This window comes from Streptomyces sp. NBC_01013 (assembly GCF_045162765.1).
Classification (GTDB): Bacteria; Actinomycetota; Actinomycetes; order Streptomycetales; family Streptomycetaceae; genus Streptomyces.
On the sequence record NZ_CP108687.1, the window covers coordinates 2,202,326 to 2,218,334 of the forward strand.

The 16,009-nt window shown below is 70.2% G+C and carries 14 protein-coding genes and 1 riboswitch; of the genes, 6 read left to right on the forward strand and 8 right to left on the reverse strand.

The genetic code is table 11. The annotated features are described in order from the left end of the window. Positions 1–62: 62 nt before the first annotated feature. On the reverse strand, positions 63–1,502 hold the full coding sequence (locus OG538_RS09335) for a gamma-aminobutyraldehyde dehydrogenase (RefSeq protein WP_406091996.1): 1,440 nt from the start codon (positions 1,500–1,502) through the stop codon (positions 63–65). Positions 1,503–1,665: 163 nt separating this feature from the next. Here OG538_RS09335 and OG538_RS09340 point away from each other — a divergent pair, with 163 nt between their 5' ends. The 5 genes from OG538_RS09340 (at position 1,666) to OG538_RS09360 (ending at position 6,980) form a co-directional block, all read left to right on the forward strand. Next, entirely contained in the window at positions 1,666–2,172 is a 507-nt protein-coding gene (locus tag OG538_RS09340; RefSeq protein ID WP_328896636.1) for an Lrp/AsnC family transcriptional regulator, read from the forward strand. After that, entirely contained in the window at positions 2,157–3,536 is a 1,380-nt protein-coding gene (locus OG538_RS09345) for an aspartate aminotransferase family protein (RefSeq protein WP_406091998.1), read from the forward strand. Before OG538_RS09340 ends, OG538_RS09345 begins: the two co-directional genes overlap by 16 nt. Positions 3,537–3,884: 348 nt before the next feature. Next, a complete protein-coding gene (locus tag OG538_RS09350) occupies positions 3,885–4,622 on the forward strand; it encodes an ABC transporter ATP-binding protein (RefSeq protein WP_406092000.1) in 738 nt (245 codons plus the stop codon). Continuing rightward, entirely contained in the window at positions 4,604–5,788 is a 1,185-nt protein-coding gene (locus OG538_RS09355) for a hypothetical protein (RefSeq protein ID WP_406092002.1), read from the forward strand. Before OG538_RS09350 ends, OG538_RS09355 begins: the two co-directional genes overlap by 19 nt. Before the next feature lie 70 nt (positions 5,789–5,858). After that, complete coding sequence (locus OG538_RS09360) at positions 5,859–6,980, forward strand: LOG family protein (RefSeq protein ID WP_406092004.1); 1,122 nt, start codon at positions 5,859–5,861, stop codon at positions 6,978–6,980. Between the two features lie 222 nt (positions 6,981–7,202). On the opposite strand, the gene OG538_RS09365 is transcribed toward OG538_RS09360, so the two are convergent. The 4 genes from OG538_RS09365 to rlmN all read right to left on the reverse strand — a co-directional run bounded on the left by OG538_RS09365 (position 7,203) and on the right by rlmN (position 12,377). Next, on the reverse strand, positions 7,203–8,228 hold the full coding sequence (locus OG538_RS09365; protein WP_406092006.1) for an ABC transporter ATP-binding protein: 1,026 nt from the start codon (positions 8,226–8,228) through the stop codon (positions 7,203–7,205). Positions 8,229–8,230: 2 nt separating this feature from the next. Next, positions 8,231–9,844 carry an ABC transporter permease gene (locus OG538_RS09370; RefSeq protein ID WP_406100037.1) on the reverse strand — a complete coding sequence of 538 codons (1,614 nt, stop codon included), beginning with the start codon at positions 9,842–9,844 and terminating at the stop codon, positions 8,231–8,233. Between the two features lie 86 nt (positions 9,845–9,930). Continuing rightward, a complete protein-coding gene (locus tag OG538_RS09375; protein ID WP_406092008.1) occupies positions 9,931–11,031 on the reverse strand; it encodes a thiamine ABC transporter substrate binding subunit in 1,101 nt (366 codons plus the stop codon). 81 nt (positions 11,032–11,112) lie between these two features. After that, positions 11,113–11,229, reverse strand: a riboswitch (TPP riboswitch). Positions 11,230–11,270: 41 nt separating this feature from the next. Beyond that, positions 11,271–12,377, reverse strand: a complete 1,107-nt coding sequence (gene rlmN / locus OG538_RS09380) for a 23S rRNA (adenine(2503)-C(2))-methyltransferase RlmN (RefSeq protein WP_406092010.1) — start codon at positions 12,375–12,377, stop codon at positions 11,271–11,273. A 308-nt stretch (positions 12,378–12,685) separates the two neighbouring features. Between rlmN and OG538_RS09385 the strand changes: the two genes are divergently transcribed. Further along, entirely contained in the window at positions 12,686–13,213 is a 528-nt protein-coding gene (locus OG538_RS09385; protein ID WP_406092012.1) for a hypothetical protein, read from the forward strand. Positions 13,214–13,316: 103 nt separating this feature from the next. On the opposite strand, the gene OG538_RS09390 is transcribed toward OG538_RS09385, so the two are convergent. The 3 genes from OG538_RS09390 to pyrH form a co-directional block, all read right to left on the reverse strand. Continuing rightward, entirely contained in the window at positions 13,317–14,402 is a 1,086-nt protein-coding gene (locus tag OG538_RS09390) for a phosphatidate cytidylyltransferase (RefSeq protein WP_406092014.1), read from the reverse strand. After that, a complete protein-coding gene (gene frr, locus OG538_RS09395) occupies positions 14,402–14,959 on the reverse strand; it encodes a ribosome recycling factor (protein ID WP_037690170.1) in 558 nt (185 codons plus the stop codon). Before frr ends, OG538_RS09390 begins: the two co-directional genes overlap by 1 nt. Before the next feature lie 166 nt (positions 14,960–15,125). Further along, a complete protein-coding gene (gene pyrH, locus OG538_RS09400; RefSeq protein WP_148021169.1) occupies positions 15,126–15,902 on the reverse strand; it encodes a UMP kinase in 777 nt (258 codons plus the stop codon). Positions 15,903–16,009 lie beyond the last annotated feature (107 nt).

Here is a 16,009-nt window from a genome sequence, read left to right on the forward strand (position 1 = left end):
GTACGGCCCCGGGCACTCGCACAGTGCGCCCGGGGCCGTACCCATGTCGAATGCCGCGGCGGTCAGCCGTCGAGCGACGTCATGACGTGCTTGATGCGGGTGTAGTCCTCGAAGCCGTAGGCGGAGAGGTCCTTGCCGTAGCCGGACTTCTTGAACCCGCCGTGCGGCATCTCGGCGACGAGCGGGATGTGGGTGTTGATCCACACGCAACCGAAGTCGAGGTTCTTGGACATGCGCATGGCGCGGGCATGGTCCTTGGTCCAGACGGAGGAGGCCAGCGCGTACTCCACGCCGTTCGCCCACTCCAGGGCCTGGGCCTCGTCCGTGAACGACTGAACGGTGATGACCGGCCCGAAGACCTCGTTCTGGATGATCTCGTCGTCCTGCTTGAGCCCGGAGACGACGGTCGGGGCGTAGAAGTAGCCCTTGTCGCCCACCCGGTGGCCGCCCGCCTCGACCTTGGCGTGAGCGGGGAGCCGCTCGACGAAGCCGCTGACCTGGGCGAGCTGGTTCGCGTTGTTGAGCGGACCGTAGAGCACGTCCTCGTCGTCCGGCTGCCCCGTCTTCGTGTCGGCGGCGGCCTTCGCGAGCGCGGTGACGAACTCGTCGTGGATCGACTCGTGGACGAGCACGCGGGTCGCGGCCGTACAGTCCTGACCGGCGTTGAAGTAGCCCGCGACCGAGATGTCCTCCACGGCCTTGGCGATGTCGGTGTCCCCGAAGACGACGACGGGAGCCTTGCCGCCGAGCTCCAGGTGGACCCGCTTGACGTCCTTGGCAGCGGACTCGGCGACCTGCATGCCGGCCCGGACCGAACCCGTGATGGAGGCCATGGCCGGGGTCCGGTGCTCCACCATCGCGCGGCCGGTGTCGCGGTCGCCGCAGATGACGTTGAAGACGCCCTTCGGCAGGATCTGCCCGATGATCTCGGCGATCAGCACGGTGGACGCCGGGGTGGTGTCGGACGGCTTGATGACGACGGTGTTGCCCGCGGCGAGCGCCGGGGCGAACTTCCACACGGCCATCATCATCGGGTAGTTCCACGGCGCGACCTGGGCGCAGACACCGACCGGCTCGCGGCGGACGATGGAGGTGAGGCCCTCCATGTACTCGCCTGCCGAGCGGCCCTCCAGCAGCCGGGCGGCGCCCGCGAAGAAGCGGATCTGGTCCACCATCGGCGGGATCTCTTCGGTGCGGGTCAGCCCGATCGGCTTGCCGGTGTTCTCGGACTCGGCCGCGATGAGGTCCTCGGCACGCTCCTCGAAGGCGTCCGCGATCTTCAGCAGGGCGCGCTGGCGCTCGGCCGGCGTCGCGTCGCGCCAGGCCGGGAAGGCAGCGGCCGCGGCGTCCATCGCGGCATCGACGTCGGCCTCGCCGGACAGCGGGGAGGTCGCGTAGACCTCCTCCGTCACCGGGTTGACCACATCGATGGTCCGCCCGTCGGCGGCGTCCCGGAACTCTCCATTGATGTAGTTGCGCAGACGGCGCACCTCGGTGGTCACAACCACCCCTCCTGTCGACACGTCCAATGGGTGAGACGTCCAGCCTAGCCGCATGGGTAACGGTTTCGACATACCCAACCGCCGCCAACTTCGGATTCAGTGAGATCCAAGCCTCGCAACAACGAATTTCATCGATCTGGGGTTGCGAGACAGACGAGTCCCGGTGCAGAGTGGCCCCGTGGCCAGTCGCAGCGCAGACTCCAGGACCGGGAACGGATCGTCCCCAGCGGTCGATGCCGTCTCCCTCGCAATCATCGAGCAGCTCCAGGAGGACGGGCGTCGCCCGTACGCCGCGATCGGCAAGGCCGTGGGCCTCTCCGAGGCGGCCGTGCGCCAGCGCGTCCAGAAGCTGCTCGACCAGGGCGTGATGCAGATCGTCGCCGTCACCGACCCGCTCACCGTGGGTTTCCGGCGGCAGGCGATGGTCGGGATCAACGTCGAGGGTGACCTCGACCCCGTCGCGGAGGCCCTGTCGGCCATGACCGAATGCGAGTACGTGGTGATGACCGCGGGCTCCTTCGACCTGATGGTGGAGATCGTCTGCGAGGACGACGACCACCTGCTGGAGACGATCAACAAACGCATCCGGGCCATTCCCGGCGTGCGCTCCACCGAGAGCTTCGTCTACCTCAAGCTCAAGAAGCAGACCTATATGTGGGGAACCCGATAGCCGTGAGCAAGGACCTCAGCCGGACCGCGTACGACCACCTGTGGATGCACTTCACCCGCATGTCGGACTACGAGAACGCAAGCGTTCCCACCATCGTGCGTGGCGAGGGCACCTACATCTACGACGACCAGGGCAAGCGCTACCTCGACGGCCTGTCCGGCCTGTTCGTCGTCAACGCCGGCCACGGCCGTCACGAGCTCGCCGAGGCCGCGTACAAGCAGGCCCAGGAGCTGGCCTTCTTCCCGGTGTGGTCCTACGCCCACCCGAAGGCCGTCGAGCTGGCCGAGCGCCTCGCCGACTACGCCCCGGGCGACCTGAACAAGGTCTTCTTCACCACCGGTGGCGGCGAGGCCGTCGAGACCGCCTGGAAGCTGGCCAAGCAGTACTTCAAGCTCAAGGGCAAGCCGACCAAGTACAAGGTCATCTCGCGTGCGGTCGCCTACCACGGCACCCCGCAGGGCGCCCTGTCCATCACCGGTCTGCCGGCCCTCAAGGCCCCCTTCGAGCCGCTGGTCCCCGGCGCGCACAAGGTGCCGAACACCAACATCTACCGCGCCCCGCTCTTCGGTGACGACCCGGAGGCGTTCGGCCGCTGGGCCGCCGACCAGATCGAGCAGGAGATCCTCTTCGAGGGCCCGGACACCGTCGCGGCCGTCTTCCTGGAGCCCGTGCAGAACGCGGGCGGCTGCTTCCCGCCCCCGCCCGGCTACTTCCAGCGTGTCCGCGAGATCTGCGACCAGTACGACGTGCTGCTCGTCTCCGACGAGGTCATCTGCGCCTTCGGCCGGCTCGGCACGATGTTCGCCTGCGACAAGTTCGGCTACGTGCCGGACATGATCACCTGCGCCAAGGGCATGACCTCGGGCTACTCGCCGATCGGCGCCTGCATCATCTCGGACAAGCTCGCCGAGCCGTTCTACGAGGGCGACAACACCTTCCTGCACGGATACACCTTCGGCGGTCACCCGGTCTCCGCCGCGGTCGGCCTCGCCAACCTCGACATCTTCGAGCGCGAGGGCCTCAACCAGCACGTCCTCGACAACGAGAACGCGTTCTTCACCACGCTCCAGAAGCTGCACGACCTGCCGATCGTCGGCGACGTCCGCGGCAACGGCTTCTTCTACGGCATCGAGCTGGTGAAGGACAAGGTCACCAAGGAGACGTTCACGGACGAGGAGACCGAGCGCGTCCTGTACGGCTTCCTCTCCAAGGCGCTGTACGACAACGGCCTGTACTGCCGGGCCGACGACCGTGGCGACCCGGTCGTCCAGCTCGCGCCGCCGCTGATCTCCGACCAGTCCACGTTCGACGAGATCGAAGGCATCCTGCGGTCCGTCCTGACGGAGGCCTGGACGAAGCTCTGACCCCGGGCCCCCACGCCTTCCGAGAGGCCGGGCCTGCCGCGGGCCGGGCGTTCCGCGCCTCCCGCGCGGCCGGCCTTCCGCAGGCCGAGCCCTCGGTGAGGCCGAACGGCCCAACGGCAGCCGTCGGCTTGACCGCCGCTTGACCGTCCCGCGACGGCGCTCCAGCGGTCATTTCATACGGCCCACGCGGCCCGGATGCGCCCATTCGAGTGGGAAGAAGCGCACCCGGGCCGCGTGCTGTGCGCACACCGCGATCCGAATCCCTACGGTGCCGAGTGACCGATCGGCCCCGCCTTCGTTCCCCCGTACGGGGGAACGGGATATCTGATCTGAACCGAGGTGTACGCCATGGTGGCCCCGCCGGACAACGACGTGATCTGGGCGCGTTCCCTGCAGCACTCCCACAACGGCTCACCCGCGCTCGGCGGAGTCTCCCTGGGGATCCGCGACGGCGAGATCCTCGCGGTGACCGGCCCGCGCGGCAGCGGCAAGACGACGCTGCTGCACTGCCTCTCCGGCCAGCTGGTGCCCCAGCAGGGCGAGGTGTGGTTCAACAGCGTCCCCGTCCACACCATGGGCCCGCGGCTGCGTGAGCGGCTGCGCCGCGACAAGTTCGGCTGGATCGCCCCCGAACCCCAGCTCGTCCCGGAGCTCAGCACCTGGGAGAACACCGCCCTGCCGCTGCTGCTGCGCGGCTCCTCGCACCGGGAGGCCAAGAAGGCCGCCATGGAGTGGCTGGAGCGCCTCGACATCGGCATGTGCGCGCGGAAGCGGCCGCACACCCTCCAGCAGAGCCAGCGGCAGCGGATCTCGGTGGCCCGCGCGCTGGCCGCCGCACCCGCGGTGATCTTCGCCGACGAGCCGACCGCGACGCTGCACCGCACCGACCGCGCCCACGTGCTGCGCACCCTGACGAGCGCGGCCCGGTCGCACGGCATCACGGTGGTGCTCGCCACCCACGACGCGGAGATCGCCGCTCTCGCCGACCGCATGGTGCCGCTGCTGGACGGACGCCGGGTCGCGACGGTCGCCCTGCCCGCCGTGACCGATGCGGAGGGCCGCGCGGCGTGCTCGCTCTCCGTCTAGCCCGCGGTTCCCATCCACTGGTCCTGATGCGGCGGCTGCTCGTCGCGGCCGCCTCCGCCGGGGTCGGCTTCCTCCTGCTCTGCACGCTCGGTTACGCCTCCGGGCACCCGGGGCACTCCGCCGGTTCCGTGTTGCGGCTGCTGTGGTGCTTCGTACCGCTGGCCGCCACCGTGCAGTTCGCGGTCGCGGTGGCACGTACGGACCCGAGCACCCGCCCGCGCGCCGGACTGTCCGCCGTCGGCCTCGGACCGGTGCGGCTCAGCGTGCTCGCCGCGGTCTCCACCGCGGTCTCGTGCACCCTCGGCTCGATGGTCGCGCTGCTCTTCTTCCTCCACCTGCGCGGCGATCTGTCCGGGCTGCCGTTCGACGGCGCCGCGGCCGGTCTTCTCGGCGCCGAGGCACCGCTGCCACTGGCCGCCGCCCTCGTCCTGCTGACCCTGGTTCCGGCGGCCGCCGCGACGGCGAGCGCGCTCACGCTGCGCACCAGGCCGGTGCGGGCCACGGCCACGCCGGAGGCCGCCGAGGACCTGGTGCCCGATGAGCAGATCCCCGCCCCGGCGGCGCCACCCGCAGGCCTGCCGTGGGGCGTGGCCCTGACCGCCGCCGGACTCGCCGTCGAGGCGTACGCGAACCGCGGTTCGCCCGGCAGCCCCTTCCCGCTCCCCGGCAAGCTCGACGCCACACCGGCCTGGGTGCTCGTCGGATGGACCCTGACGGCGATCGGCCTGGCGACGGCCGGACCGGGGCTGACCTACCTGTGCGGACGGCTGCTCCAGGCGGCACGTCCGGGAGCCGTGCGCCTGCTGGCGGGCCGCGTGCTGATGGACGAGGCACAGCGGATCGGCCGTCCGCTGGGGATCGTGTGCGCGGTCGTCTCCGCGATCGTCGCCGTGTTCGCTCTGTACGGGACGGGCCCGCGCCCCTTCGGTCCGCTCACCGCACTCGGCGCCCTGCTCGTCATCGGCTGTACCACCGCGACACTGCTGACGTCGGCCCTGGAGGCGAAGCAGGCCCGCGCCGAGACCGCACGGGCGCTCCTTCGGCTCGGCGCCCCGGCCTCCGCGCTGCGCGCGGCGACGGCCCTGCGCGCTGCCGCCCTGCTGCTCGTCTTCGCCCCGCTGACCTGGGCGATCGCCGAGTTGGCCGCGCTGCCTCTGACGCCCTGAACAGGCCCCGGCCGGGGCCTGGGTCCCGGCCGGGGCATAGCACGAGGGCCCGGGTCCGTAGCATGACGGCGTGGAGATATCGAAGGACAGCGCGTCGGCACCCGACAACGAGATCGAGTCGCTCACCGAATTCGACGCGGCGGTCGCCGCCGGTTCGCTGAAGGGCCGGCGCATCCAGTCCGTCGACCTGACGGACCGCAGCGCGGCACTGGTGGCCACGGACACGTCCGGGGCCGTCTTCCTCGGCTGCCGGATGGAGCCGGCGGCGGCCGAGAAGGTGCGGGCCGACGGCGCGTTCGTCTTCCCTCCGGTGCCCGGTATCCCCTTCGATCCGTACCGCGGTGTCCTCTATTCCCCCGACGCCCTCTACGACGGGCTGGCGCAGGGCGGTTACGAGTCGACGCCCGACGCCCGCGCCTACCGCTGGTTCTGCCGCACCCGGTCGGACGGCGACGTGTTCGCCTCGATGCTGCGCGCGCTCCACGACGACGCGGTCTCCGACGCGCTGGACGAACTCCTCGTCGGGGAGCGGGTGATCGGCGTGATGGGCGGCCACGCGACTCCCCGGGGGAGCGCCCCGTACGCGGCGGCGGCCCGGCTCGGCAGGACGCTGGCCCGCAGCGGCCTGACGGTGGCCACCGGTGGCGGCCCAGGCGCCATGGAGGCGGCGAACCTCGGCGCCCACGCAGCCCCGCATCCCGACGCGATGCTGGACGAGGCCTGCGAACTCCTCGGCGCGACGCCCTCGTTCACGCCGTCGGTCACCGACTGGGCGCTGGCCGCGTTCGCCGTAAGGAAACGCTGGCCGGACGGCGGCAGGTCCGTATCGATCCCCACCTGGTTCTACGGCCACGAGCCGCCGAACCCTTTCGCCGACCACATCGCCAAGTACTTCGCCAACGCCCTGCGCGAGGACGGGCTGCTGGCCCGCTCGACCGCGGGCGTGATCTTCCTGCCGGGCGCGGCCGGCACCGTCCAGGAGATATTCGACAGCACCACCCCGAACTACTACGGCTCACGCGGTGAACCGTCCCCGATGGTGCTGGTGGGCCGTGATCACTGGACGCGGGAGCTCCCGGCCTGGCCGCTGCTCCGGGCCCTCGCGGCGGGCAGGCCGATGGAGTCCCGCATCGCGCTGGTCGACACGGTGGAGGAAGCGCCCGAAGCGCTCGCGCGGCTGTCGGCGAAGTAGCCCCGGTACTGAGGCGACCGCACCGTCCCGGGGGGCTCAGCTCCCGTCCGGCTCACCAGCGCCGCGCACACGGCCAGGCCCCCTCAACCTGCCTGTCGCGAAGGCCGAGCCGCGGGAGCGGGCAAAGGCCGTGACCCTCCCGCACGAACCGGGACCGCGCGTGGCCGTGACCGGTGCGGGCGCGTTACCCCGTAGGCCTCTGGCGGCCGGCCGCGCGTCCGGTCACGGGGCGACGGGCAGCACGACGCTCTCCGCCGCGGCGAAGGTGACGCCGACCTGTGCCCCCTCGTCCGGAGTGCTGTTCAGCGGGCACTCCGCCTCCAGGGCCGGACCGCGGTCCGGGCGCAGCTGCACAGCGACGTGGTTGCCGCGGAAGGTGCGCGCGCCCACGGTGCAGCGCAGACCGTCCTGCGGGCCGCCGATCATGACCCCGGCCGGACGCACCAGCAGATCGCAGGCCCCCTGCGGGGAGCCGGCCGGCACCGGCACCTCGCCCCAGTCGGTGTCGGCGGTCTCACCGGTGACCATCGCGTCCACCACGTTGTCGAAACCGAGGAAGCGGGCGACGAAGGCGGAAGCGGGACGCTGCCAGACCTCCAGGGGCGTGCCCACCTGCGCGATGTGTCCGTCACGCATCACGACGACCCGGTCGGCGAGTGCGAAGGCCTCGCCCTGGTCGTGGGTGACGGCGAGCACCGTCGTACCCAGCCGGCCGAAGAGCGTGCGCAGTTCGACGACGAGGCGTTCGCGCAGGCTGCGGTCCAGCTGGCCGAGCGGTTCGTCCAGCATCAGCAGTTTGGGCCGGGGGGCGAGGGCGCGCGCGAGGGCGACGCGCTGCTGTTCGCCGCCCGAGAGCGCGGCGACGGCCCGTCGTTCGGCACCGGGAAGCCCCACCAGGTCGAGCAGTTCGCCGACCCGACGGTCCTGCTCGCTCCTGTCCACACCGCGCATCCGCAGCCCGAAGGCGACGTTCTCGCCGACGTCCCGATGCGGGAAGAGCTGGTGGTCCTGGAACATCAGGCCGAGCCCGCGCCGATGGACCGGCACCCCGTCCTGGTCCGCGCCGTCGAGCAACACCCGCCCGCCGTCGGCCTGCTGGAGTCCGGCGACGACGCGCAGCAGGGTGGACTTCCCACTGCCGCTCGGTCCCAGGACACAGACGATCTCGTGCTCGGCGACCTCCAGGTCCACCGCGTCGAGCGCCGCCCGCTCACCGAAGCGCACGGTGGCCGATTCCAGCGTCAGCATCTCTAGAACTCCCCGGATCGGTCCGTACGGATACGTTCGAGCAGCAGCAGTGACACCGCGCACACGAGCATCAGAATGGTGCTGAGGGCCATCGCCTGGCCGTAGTTGAGCTCCCCGGACCGGCCGAGCAGCCGGGCGACGGCCACCGGGAGCGTGGGACTGTCGGGCCGCGCGATGAACACGGTGGCCCCGAACTCGCCGAGTGACACAGCGAAAGCGAATCCGGCGGCGACCAGCAGTGCCCGGCGCACGAGCGGCAGATCCACCTCACGCCAGGCCCGCCACGGGGAGGCGCCGAGCACCGCGGCGGCTTCGCGCAGCCGCCCGTCGACCGCTCTGAGGACCGGCAGCATGGTGCGGACGACGAAGGGCACTCCGACGAGCGCCTGGGCGAGCGGCACCAGGATCCAGGAGGTACGCAGATCCAGCGGTGGCTCGTCGAGGGTGATCAGGAAGCCGAAGCCGACGGTGACGGCGGAGACGCCGAGTGGCAGCATCAGCAACGCGTCGAATCCCCGGACGAGCCGCCCCGCCTTCCTGGTCAGGGCCGCGGCCGCCAGTCCTCCGACGAACAGGGCGATGAGGGTGGCGACCAGGGCGTAGCGCAGGGAGTTCCCGATCGCCTCGATCGGTGCGACCAGGAACGTTCCGCTGTTCGCCTCCGCCGAGGCCAGCGCACGGTAGTAGGCGAACCCGTGGCCGCCGGACACATCGAGCGACCGCTCCACCAGGACACCGAGCGGCAGCAGAATCAGCACCAGCACGGTCAGCAGCACGCCTCCGAGCAGCGCCCACTGGCCCGCTCCGCGCGGCCTGCGGGACGTCTGAGCCGGATCGACGAGCTTCAGCGCGGTCTCCCTGCGCCGCACGGTCCACGCGTGCACGGCCAGCACGGCGCCGACCGCGACGAACTGCACCAGGGTCAGCACGGCAGCCGTGGGCAGGTCGAGCAACTGCGCGGTCTGCCGGTAGATCTCCACCTCCAGCGTGGAGAAGCCCGGTCCGCCGAGGATCTGCACGACACCGAAGGAGGTGAAGGTGAACAGGAAGACCATCAGCGCCGCGGCAGCCACGGCGGGGCCGAGCGCGGGGAGGGTGACACGGCGCCAAGCGGCGAAACGCCCCGCGCCGAGGACCCGCGCGGCCTCCTCCTGCCGGGGGTCGAGCTGCGCCCAGAGTCCACCGACGGTGCGCACGACGACGGCGTAGTTGAAGAAGACGTGGGCCAGCAGGATCGCCCACACCGTGGTGTCGAGCCGCACACCCCAGAGCCCGTCGAGGAAGCCGCCGCGGCCGAGCAGCGCGAGGAACGCCGTGCCGACGACAACGGTCGGGAGGACGAACGGCACGGTGACGACCGCCCGCAGCACCTGCTTGCCGGGGAAGTCGAACCGCGCGAAGACGTACGCGCCCGGCAGCGCGACCAGCAGGGTCAACGCGGTCGAGGCGAGGGCCTGCCAGAGCGTGAACCAGAGGACGTTCTGGATGTCCGGCCGGCCCAGCACCTCGCCGAACCGGCCGAACTGCCATACGCCTTCGGCCTTGAGCCCGCGCCCCACGATCGCGGCGACGGGATAGGCGAAGAACAACGCGAAGAACGCCACGGGCACGGCCATCAGACCGAGCCGCACCGCGCCCCCGCGCAGGGACCGGACGCGCGCGGCCTTCCCGCGCGCGCCCGGTCCGCGTGCGGGAGTCTTCGCTACTTCACTACGAGCGAGGACCATGACTGGACCCACTGCTCACGGTTCTTGGCGATCTCGTCGGGGGCGACGGTCGTCGGCTTGTCGACCGTGGCACCGAACTTCGTGAAGAGGTCCGGCACCTTCGCGCCCTTGGTGACCGGGCTGACGAACATGTTGAGCGGCATGTCCTCCTGGAACTGCTTGCCGATCAGGAAGTCCAGGAGCGCCTTGCCACCCGCCGCGTTCTTCGCCCCGTCGAGCAGGCCGGCGAACTCGATCTGGCGGAAGCACGTCCCGGTGGCGACGCCGGTGGGGGCGGTCTTCGGCTGCGGGTCCGCGTACAGCACCTCGACGGGCGGGCTGGAGGCGTAACTGACGACGAGCGGCCGGTCCGCCTTGGCCTTCTTGCCGCCCGCGGAACCGGAGAACTCCTCGTTGTACGCCTGCTCCCAACCGTCGACGACCTTGACGCCGTTGTTCTTCAGCTTCTTCCAGTAGTCCTGGTAGCCGTCCGCGCCGTAGGTGGCAACGCTGCCGAGGAGGAACCCGAGGCCGGGCGAGGAGGTCGCGGCGTTCTCGGTGACGAGGAGGTTCTTGTACGCGGGCTTCGCCAGGTCCTCGAAGGACTGCGGCGGAGCGAGCTTCTTGTCGGCGAAGTACTTCTTGTCGTAGTTGACGCAGATGTCGCCGGTGTCGACCGGGGTGACCCTGTGCTTGTCGTCCAGCTGGACGTCGGCCGCGACCCGGTCGAGGCCCTTGGCCTCGTACGGCGTGAACAGCCCGTTGTCGAGGGCGCGCGAGAGCAGGGTGTTGTCCACGCCGAAGAACACGTCGCCGCGCGGCGAGCCCTTGGTCAGGATCTCCTGGTTGAGTGCCGCGCCCGCGTCACCGCTCTTCAGCACCTTGACGGTGTAACCGGTCTGCCGGGTGAACTCCTTCAGCACGCCCTTGGAGGCGTTGAAGGAGTCGTGGCTGACGAGGGTGACGGTCTTGGAGCCCGTGCCCCGGGTTCCACCGGAACCCGATGCCGAGTCGTCGGAGCTGCCGCATCCGGTGAGCGCGGTCGCGCCGATTGCGGCGGCGACGGCCGTCACCGCGATCTTCCTGGTGGTGCTCATGTGATTCCTCCTGGGTATGACCAGGAAGAGACGCGGCCCTGCCCGCACCGGCGGAAACCGGAAGCGGGCAGGGCGCAACAGCTTGAGTAAGGTCCGAACTTCCTACCCGGAATGACCCGGGCGAGGTTCAGAGGGTCTGCGGCCAACCTGTTCTCGGTGCCGCACTCTCAGCGCTGTGGCGCTCCCCTGTCGGAATATGAAGTTGCTTTCGAGCCCAGGCTACACGGCCGATTTCGGCCTCAGCGCTCGGATGCCGCCAGCTGTCCGCAGGCCCCGTCGATCTCCTGGCCACGAGTGTCCCGCACGGTCACCGGCACCCCGTGGGCGGCGATCGCCTCGACGAACGCCTTCTCGTCCTCGGGTCGAGAAGCGGTCCACTTCGATCCGGGCGTCGGGTTGAGCGGGATCAGGTTGACGTGAACCCGCTTGCCCTTGAGCAGCCGGCCGAGCCGGTCGCCCCGCCACGCCTGGTCGTTGATGTCGCGGATCAGCGCGTACTCGATGGAGATGCGGCGGCCGGACTTCTCCGCGTACTCCCAAGCGGCGTCCAGGACCTCGCGCACCTTCCACCGGGTGTTCACGGGCACGAGCGTGTCACGCAGCTCGTCGTCGGGGGCATGCAGCGAGACGGCGAGACGGCACTTGAAGCCCTCGTCGGCGAATCGCAGCATCGCGGGGACGAGGCCGACGGTGGAGACGGTGATCCCGCGCTGCGAGAGGCCGAGCCCGTCGGGCTCCGGATCGGTCAGCCGACGGATCGCGCCGACCACGCGGTTGTAGTTGGCGAGCGGTTCGCCCATACCCATGAAGACGATGTTGGAGAGCCGGGCCGGTCCGCCCGGGACCTCGCCGTCGCGCAGCGCCCGCATACCGTCGACGATCTGGTGGACGATCTCGGCGGTGGAGAGGTTGCGGTCGAGCCCGGCCTGCCCGGTGGCGCAGAACGGGCAGTTCATGCCGCAGCCGGCCTGCGAGGAGATGCACATCGTGACGCGCTCGGGATAACGCATCAGCACCGACTCGACCAGCGTCCCGTCGTGCAGCTTCCACAGCGTCTTACGGGTGGTGTCGTCGTCGCAGCTGATGTGCCGGATCACGGACATCAGATCGGGGAACAACGCCTCGGCCAGCTTGTCGCGCGATCCGGCGGGGATGTTGGTCCACTCCGACGGGTCGTGCGCATACCGCGCGAAGTAGTGCTGCGAGAGCTGCTGCGCGCGGAAAGGCTTCTCGCCGGTCGCGGCGACTGCTTCCTTGCGCTCGGCGGGCGTGAGGTCGGCGAGGTGGCGCGGGGGCTTCTTGGCTCCGCGGGGCGCGACGAAAGTGAGTTCTCCGGGCTTAGGCATGGTTCCTCCAGTGTCGCAGACACGCCGAGGTGCCGGTGCTCGTCAGCGGTGAGGTCCGTCATCGGGCCGCCGCCGACGGCCCCGCGACGGCCCCGCGACGGCCCGGCCGCACGCAGGACAGTGACCGATCGCACCCCGGGCGGCCGGCCCTCACGGGCCGTACGCGCACAGGTGAGCCCGTTCGTGGCTCCCGGTGAAGGCGGCACGCGAGCGGCGACGCGGCCGGCCACGGTGCCGATGGATCGGGCCGGGCGGGGTATCCGGGACCCGAGAGGGACATTCCGCCACATTCTTGGGAGGTACGTGTCGTGCGCACCGTGAAGCACTGGTTCCATCACAGCCTGGCCGGGCAGGCACTCGTGGTCTTCTTGCTGGGCTTGGGCTTCAGCGCCCTGTTCCGCCGGAATGACCATCCGGGCTTATGGGTGGCCCAGAGCCTGCTCTACACCGCTGTGATCATCGGGGTCCTCGCTGCTCAGCGCCGCAGAACCGCCCGCGCCACCGGTGCCGACCCCCGCGCGGTCGTCAGCCTCAACCGCAGGATCCGGCATCGTGCGGTGCCGCGGGATCCCGAGGAGCGGGCGATGATGCGGCGGCTGGTGGACGATCAGCTGGGGAAGATGGAGCGGGGTGGCCGGTGGCTGCCGTACTGGCTGGGCTTCATGGGTCTGAGCGCGGTCGGCATGCTCGTCCTCGGCGCGAGCACCGGCTCGCTGGTGTTTCCGCTGGTCTTCACCGTCGGCGTGGCCGCGTTCTGCCTCTGGATCCTATGGATGCGCCGCCGGGCCATGGAACTCCATCACCACATGCGTTCCGCCCTCCACAACCAGGGCTGACGGGTGCTGGCGTCACGGGCGGCCCGCCCTCCCCCGCACATGAGTGAGGGCCCGCCGTCCAGTGGACGGCGGGCCCTCACCCGGAAAAAACGCCTGCAGCCGGTCAGCCGGAGCCGACGAAGATCACCAGCAGCAGCCAGACCACCGGCGCGGTCGGCAGCAAGGAGTCCAGCCGGTCCATGATCCCCCCGTGGCCGGGGAGGAGCGTGCCCATGTCCTTGATCCCGAGATCGCGCTTGATCATGGACTCGCCCAGGTCACCGAGAGTGGCGCTGGCGGCGACCGCGAGCCCGAGCAGCAGGCCCTGCCACCAGGAACCGTCGTCGATCAGGAACTGCATGCACAGCGCACCGGCCACCATCGCGAAGGCCACGGCTCCGAACAGGCCCTCACGTGTCTTGCCGGGGCTGATGCGGGGCGCGAGCTTGTGCTTGCCGAACCGCCAGCCGACGGCGTACGCACCCGTGTCGCTGACCACGGTCAGCAGCAGGAAGGTCAGGACCCGCTGCGCGCCGTCGTCGGCGGTCAGGAGCATGGCGACGAAGGTTGCCAGGAACGGCACGTAGAACGCGGCGAAGATTCCGGCCGTGACGTCCCGGAGGTAGTCCTCCGGCGGCTCGGTCATCCGCCAGACGAGCACGGCCAGGGCGGTCAGCGCCATGGCGATCCAGGCACCCTCGGCGCCGCGGGCGTAGCCGGCCACGACCATGGCCGCGCCGCCGATCGCGAGCGGGACGAGAGGCGCCTTGATGCCCTTGCGCTCCTCCAGCCGGGAGGTGAGCTCCCAAAGACCCACCACGACGGCGACCACGATCACACCGACGAAGACGGCCTTGACGATGAAGAGCGAGGCGACCACGACGGCACCCAGCCCGACACCGACCCCTATGGCGGCTCCCAGATCACGGCCCGCACGCTTCTTCTGCGGGGGTGGCGGCGCGGTCGACATGGGCTCCTGCGGCTTCTCGTCACGGAACAGGGGGCCGCCGCTCAGGCGTCCGGCCCCCTGGTCCCGGTCATCACGGTCGTCAGCGTCTCTACCTGCGTCGGGAACGTCCGGCACGATGGGCATGGGCCGAGTCTGCTGGGCGTCATGCACATCGTAGGCAGGACCCGCCGTAGCGGCCCGCATCTCGGGCGCAGCCCGATGGCCTGCGCCCTGCGGGGCGCCCCAGGAAGAGTCGTTCATCAGACTTCGAGCAGCTCGGCTTCCTTGTGCTTCAGCAGCTCGTCCACCTGCGCGACGTACTTCGCGGTGGTGTCGTCGAGCTCCTTCTCGGCGCGGCGCACCTCGTCCTCGCCGGACTCCTTGTCCTTGACCAGCTTGTCGAGCGTCTCCTTGGCCTTGCGGCGGACGGCCCGGATCGAGATCTTGGAGTCCTCGGCCTTGGTCTTCGCGACCTTGATGTAGTCGCGGCGACGCTCTTCGGTGAGGTCGGGGAAGGTGACCCGAATGATATTGCCGTCGTTGCTCGGGTTGACGCCGAGGTCCGAGTCGCGGATGGCCTGCTCGATGTTGCGCAGCGCGGTCTTGTCGAACGGCGTTACGACAGCCATACGGGGCTCGGGCACCGAGAACGAGGCCAGCTGGTTGATCGGGGTCAGCGCGCCGTAGTAGTCGGCGACGATCTTGTTGAACATCGCCGGGTGCGCACGGCCGGTGCGGATCGCGGCGAAGTCCTCTTTCGCGACGACGACGGCCTTCTCCATCTTCTCCTCGGCCTCGAGGAGGGTTTCTTCGATCACCACGTGCTCCTGCGTGTCTTGAGTGGGCCCGGCGTGCCAGAGCCCGGCGGGTCCTGCGTCGCGTCCTCACCTGCACGGTGTCCGACCGGCAGGCCGTTGTCCATCTTTCGGGGCCGTCCCGTGGGCCCCCGGGGCCTCACCGGGTCACCCCGGAAGTCCCCGGTTGTCAGGCCCGGGTGCCCTGGTCACTCACGAGCGTGCCGATCTTCTCACTCTTGACCGCGCGGGCGATATTGCCCGCGGTGGTCAGCTCGAAGACGAGGATCGGCAGCTGGTTGTCACGGCAGAGCGTGATGGCGGTGGCGTCGGCGACCTTGAGATCGCGGGCGAGCACCTCGCTGTACTCCAGCGCGTCGAACTTCACCGCGCCGGGGTTGGTCTTCGGGTCGGAGTCGTAGACCCCGTCCACGCCGTTCTTCCCCATCAGCAGCGCCTCGGCGTCGATCTCCAGGGCGCGCTGTGCCGCGGTGGTGTCGGTGGAGAAGTACGGCATGCCCATGCCGGCGCCGAAAATGACGACGCGCCCCTTCTCCAGGTGCCGTACGGCGCGCAGCGGAATATACGGCTCCGCGACCTGGCCCATGGTGATGGCCGTCTGGACGCGGGAGTCGATGCCCTCCTTCTCCAGGAAGTCCTGGAGAGCGAGGCAGTTCATGACGGTGCCGAGCATGCCCATGTAGTCGGACCGGGCCCGGTCCATGCCGCGCTGCTGGAGCTCGGCACCGCGGAAGAAGTTGCCGCCGCCGATGACGATCGCGATTTCCGCCCCGTCGCGGACGACTGCCGCGATCTCACGGGCGATGGCGTGCACGACGTCGGGGTCGACACCGAGACCCCCGCCGCCGGCGAACGCTTCTCCGGACAGCTTCAGCATGAAGCGTCCGCGCACCTTGCCGTCGTCGCGCTTGTGGTCACCTGTTGCGGCGTCCGCGCCCTTGTTCATGGAGATTCTCCTCGTGCACATACGAAGAAGGCCATTGCCGGTGGGTCTGATGTCCCTCAGCGGCAATGGCCTCCTCGTCAGATCTGCGGTCGTACGGCGGTGTGCGG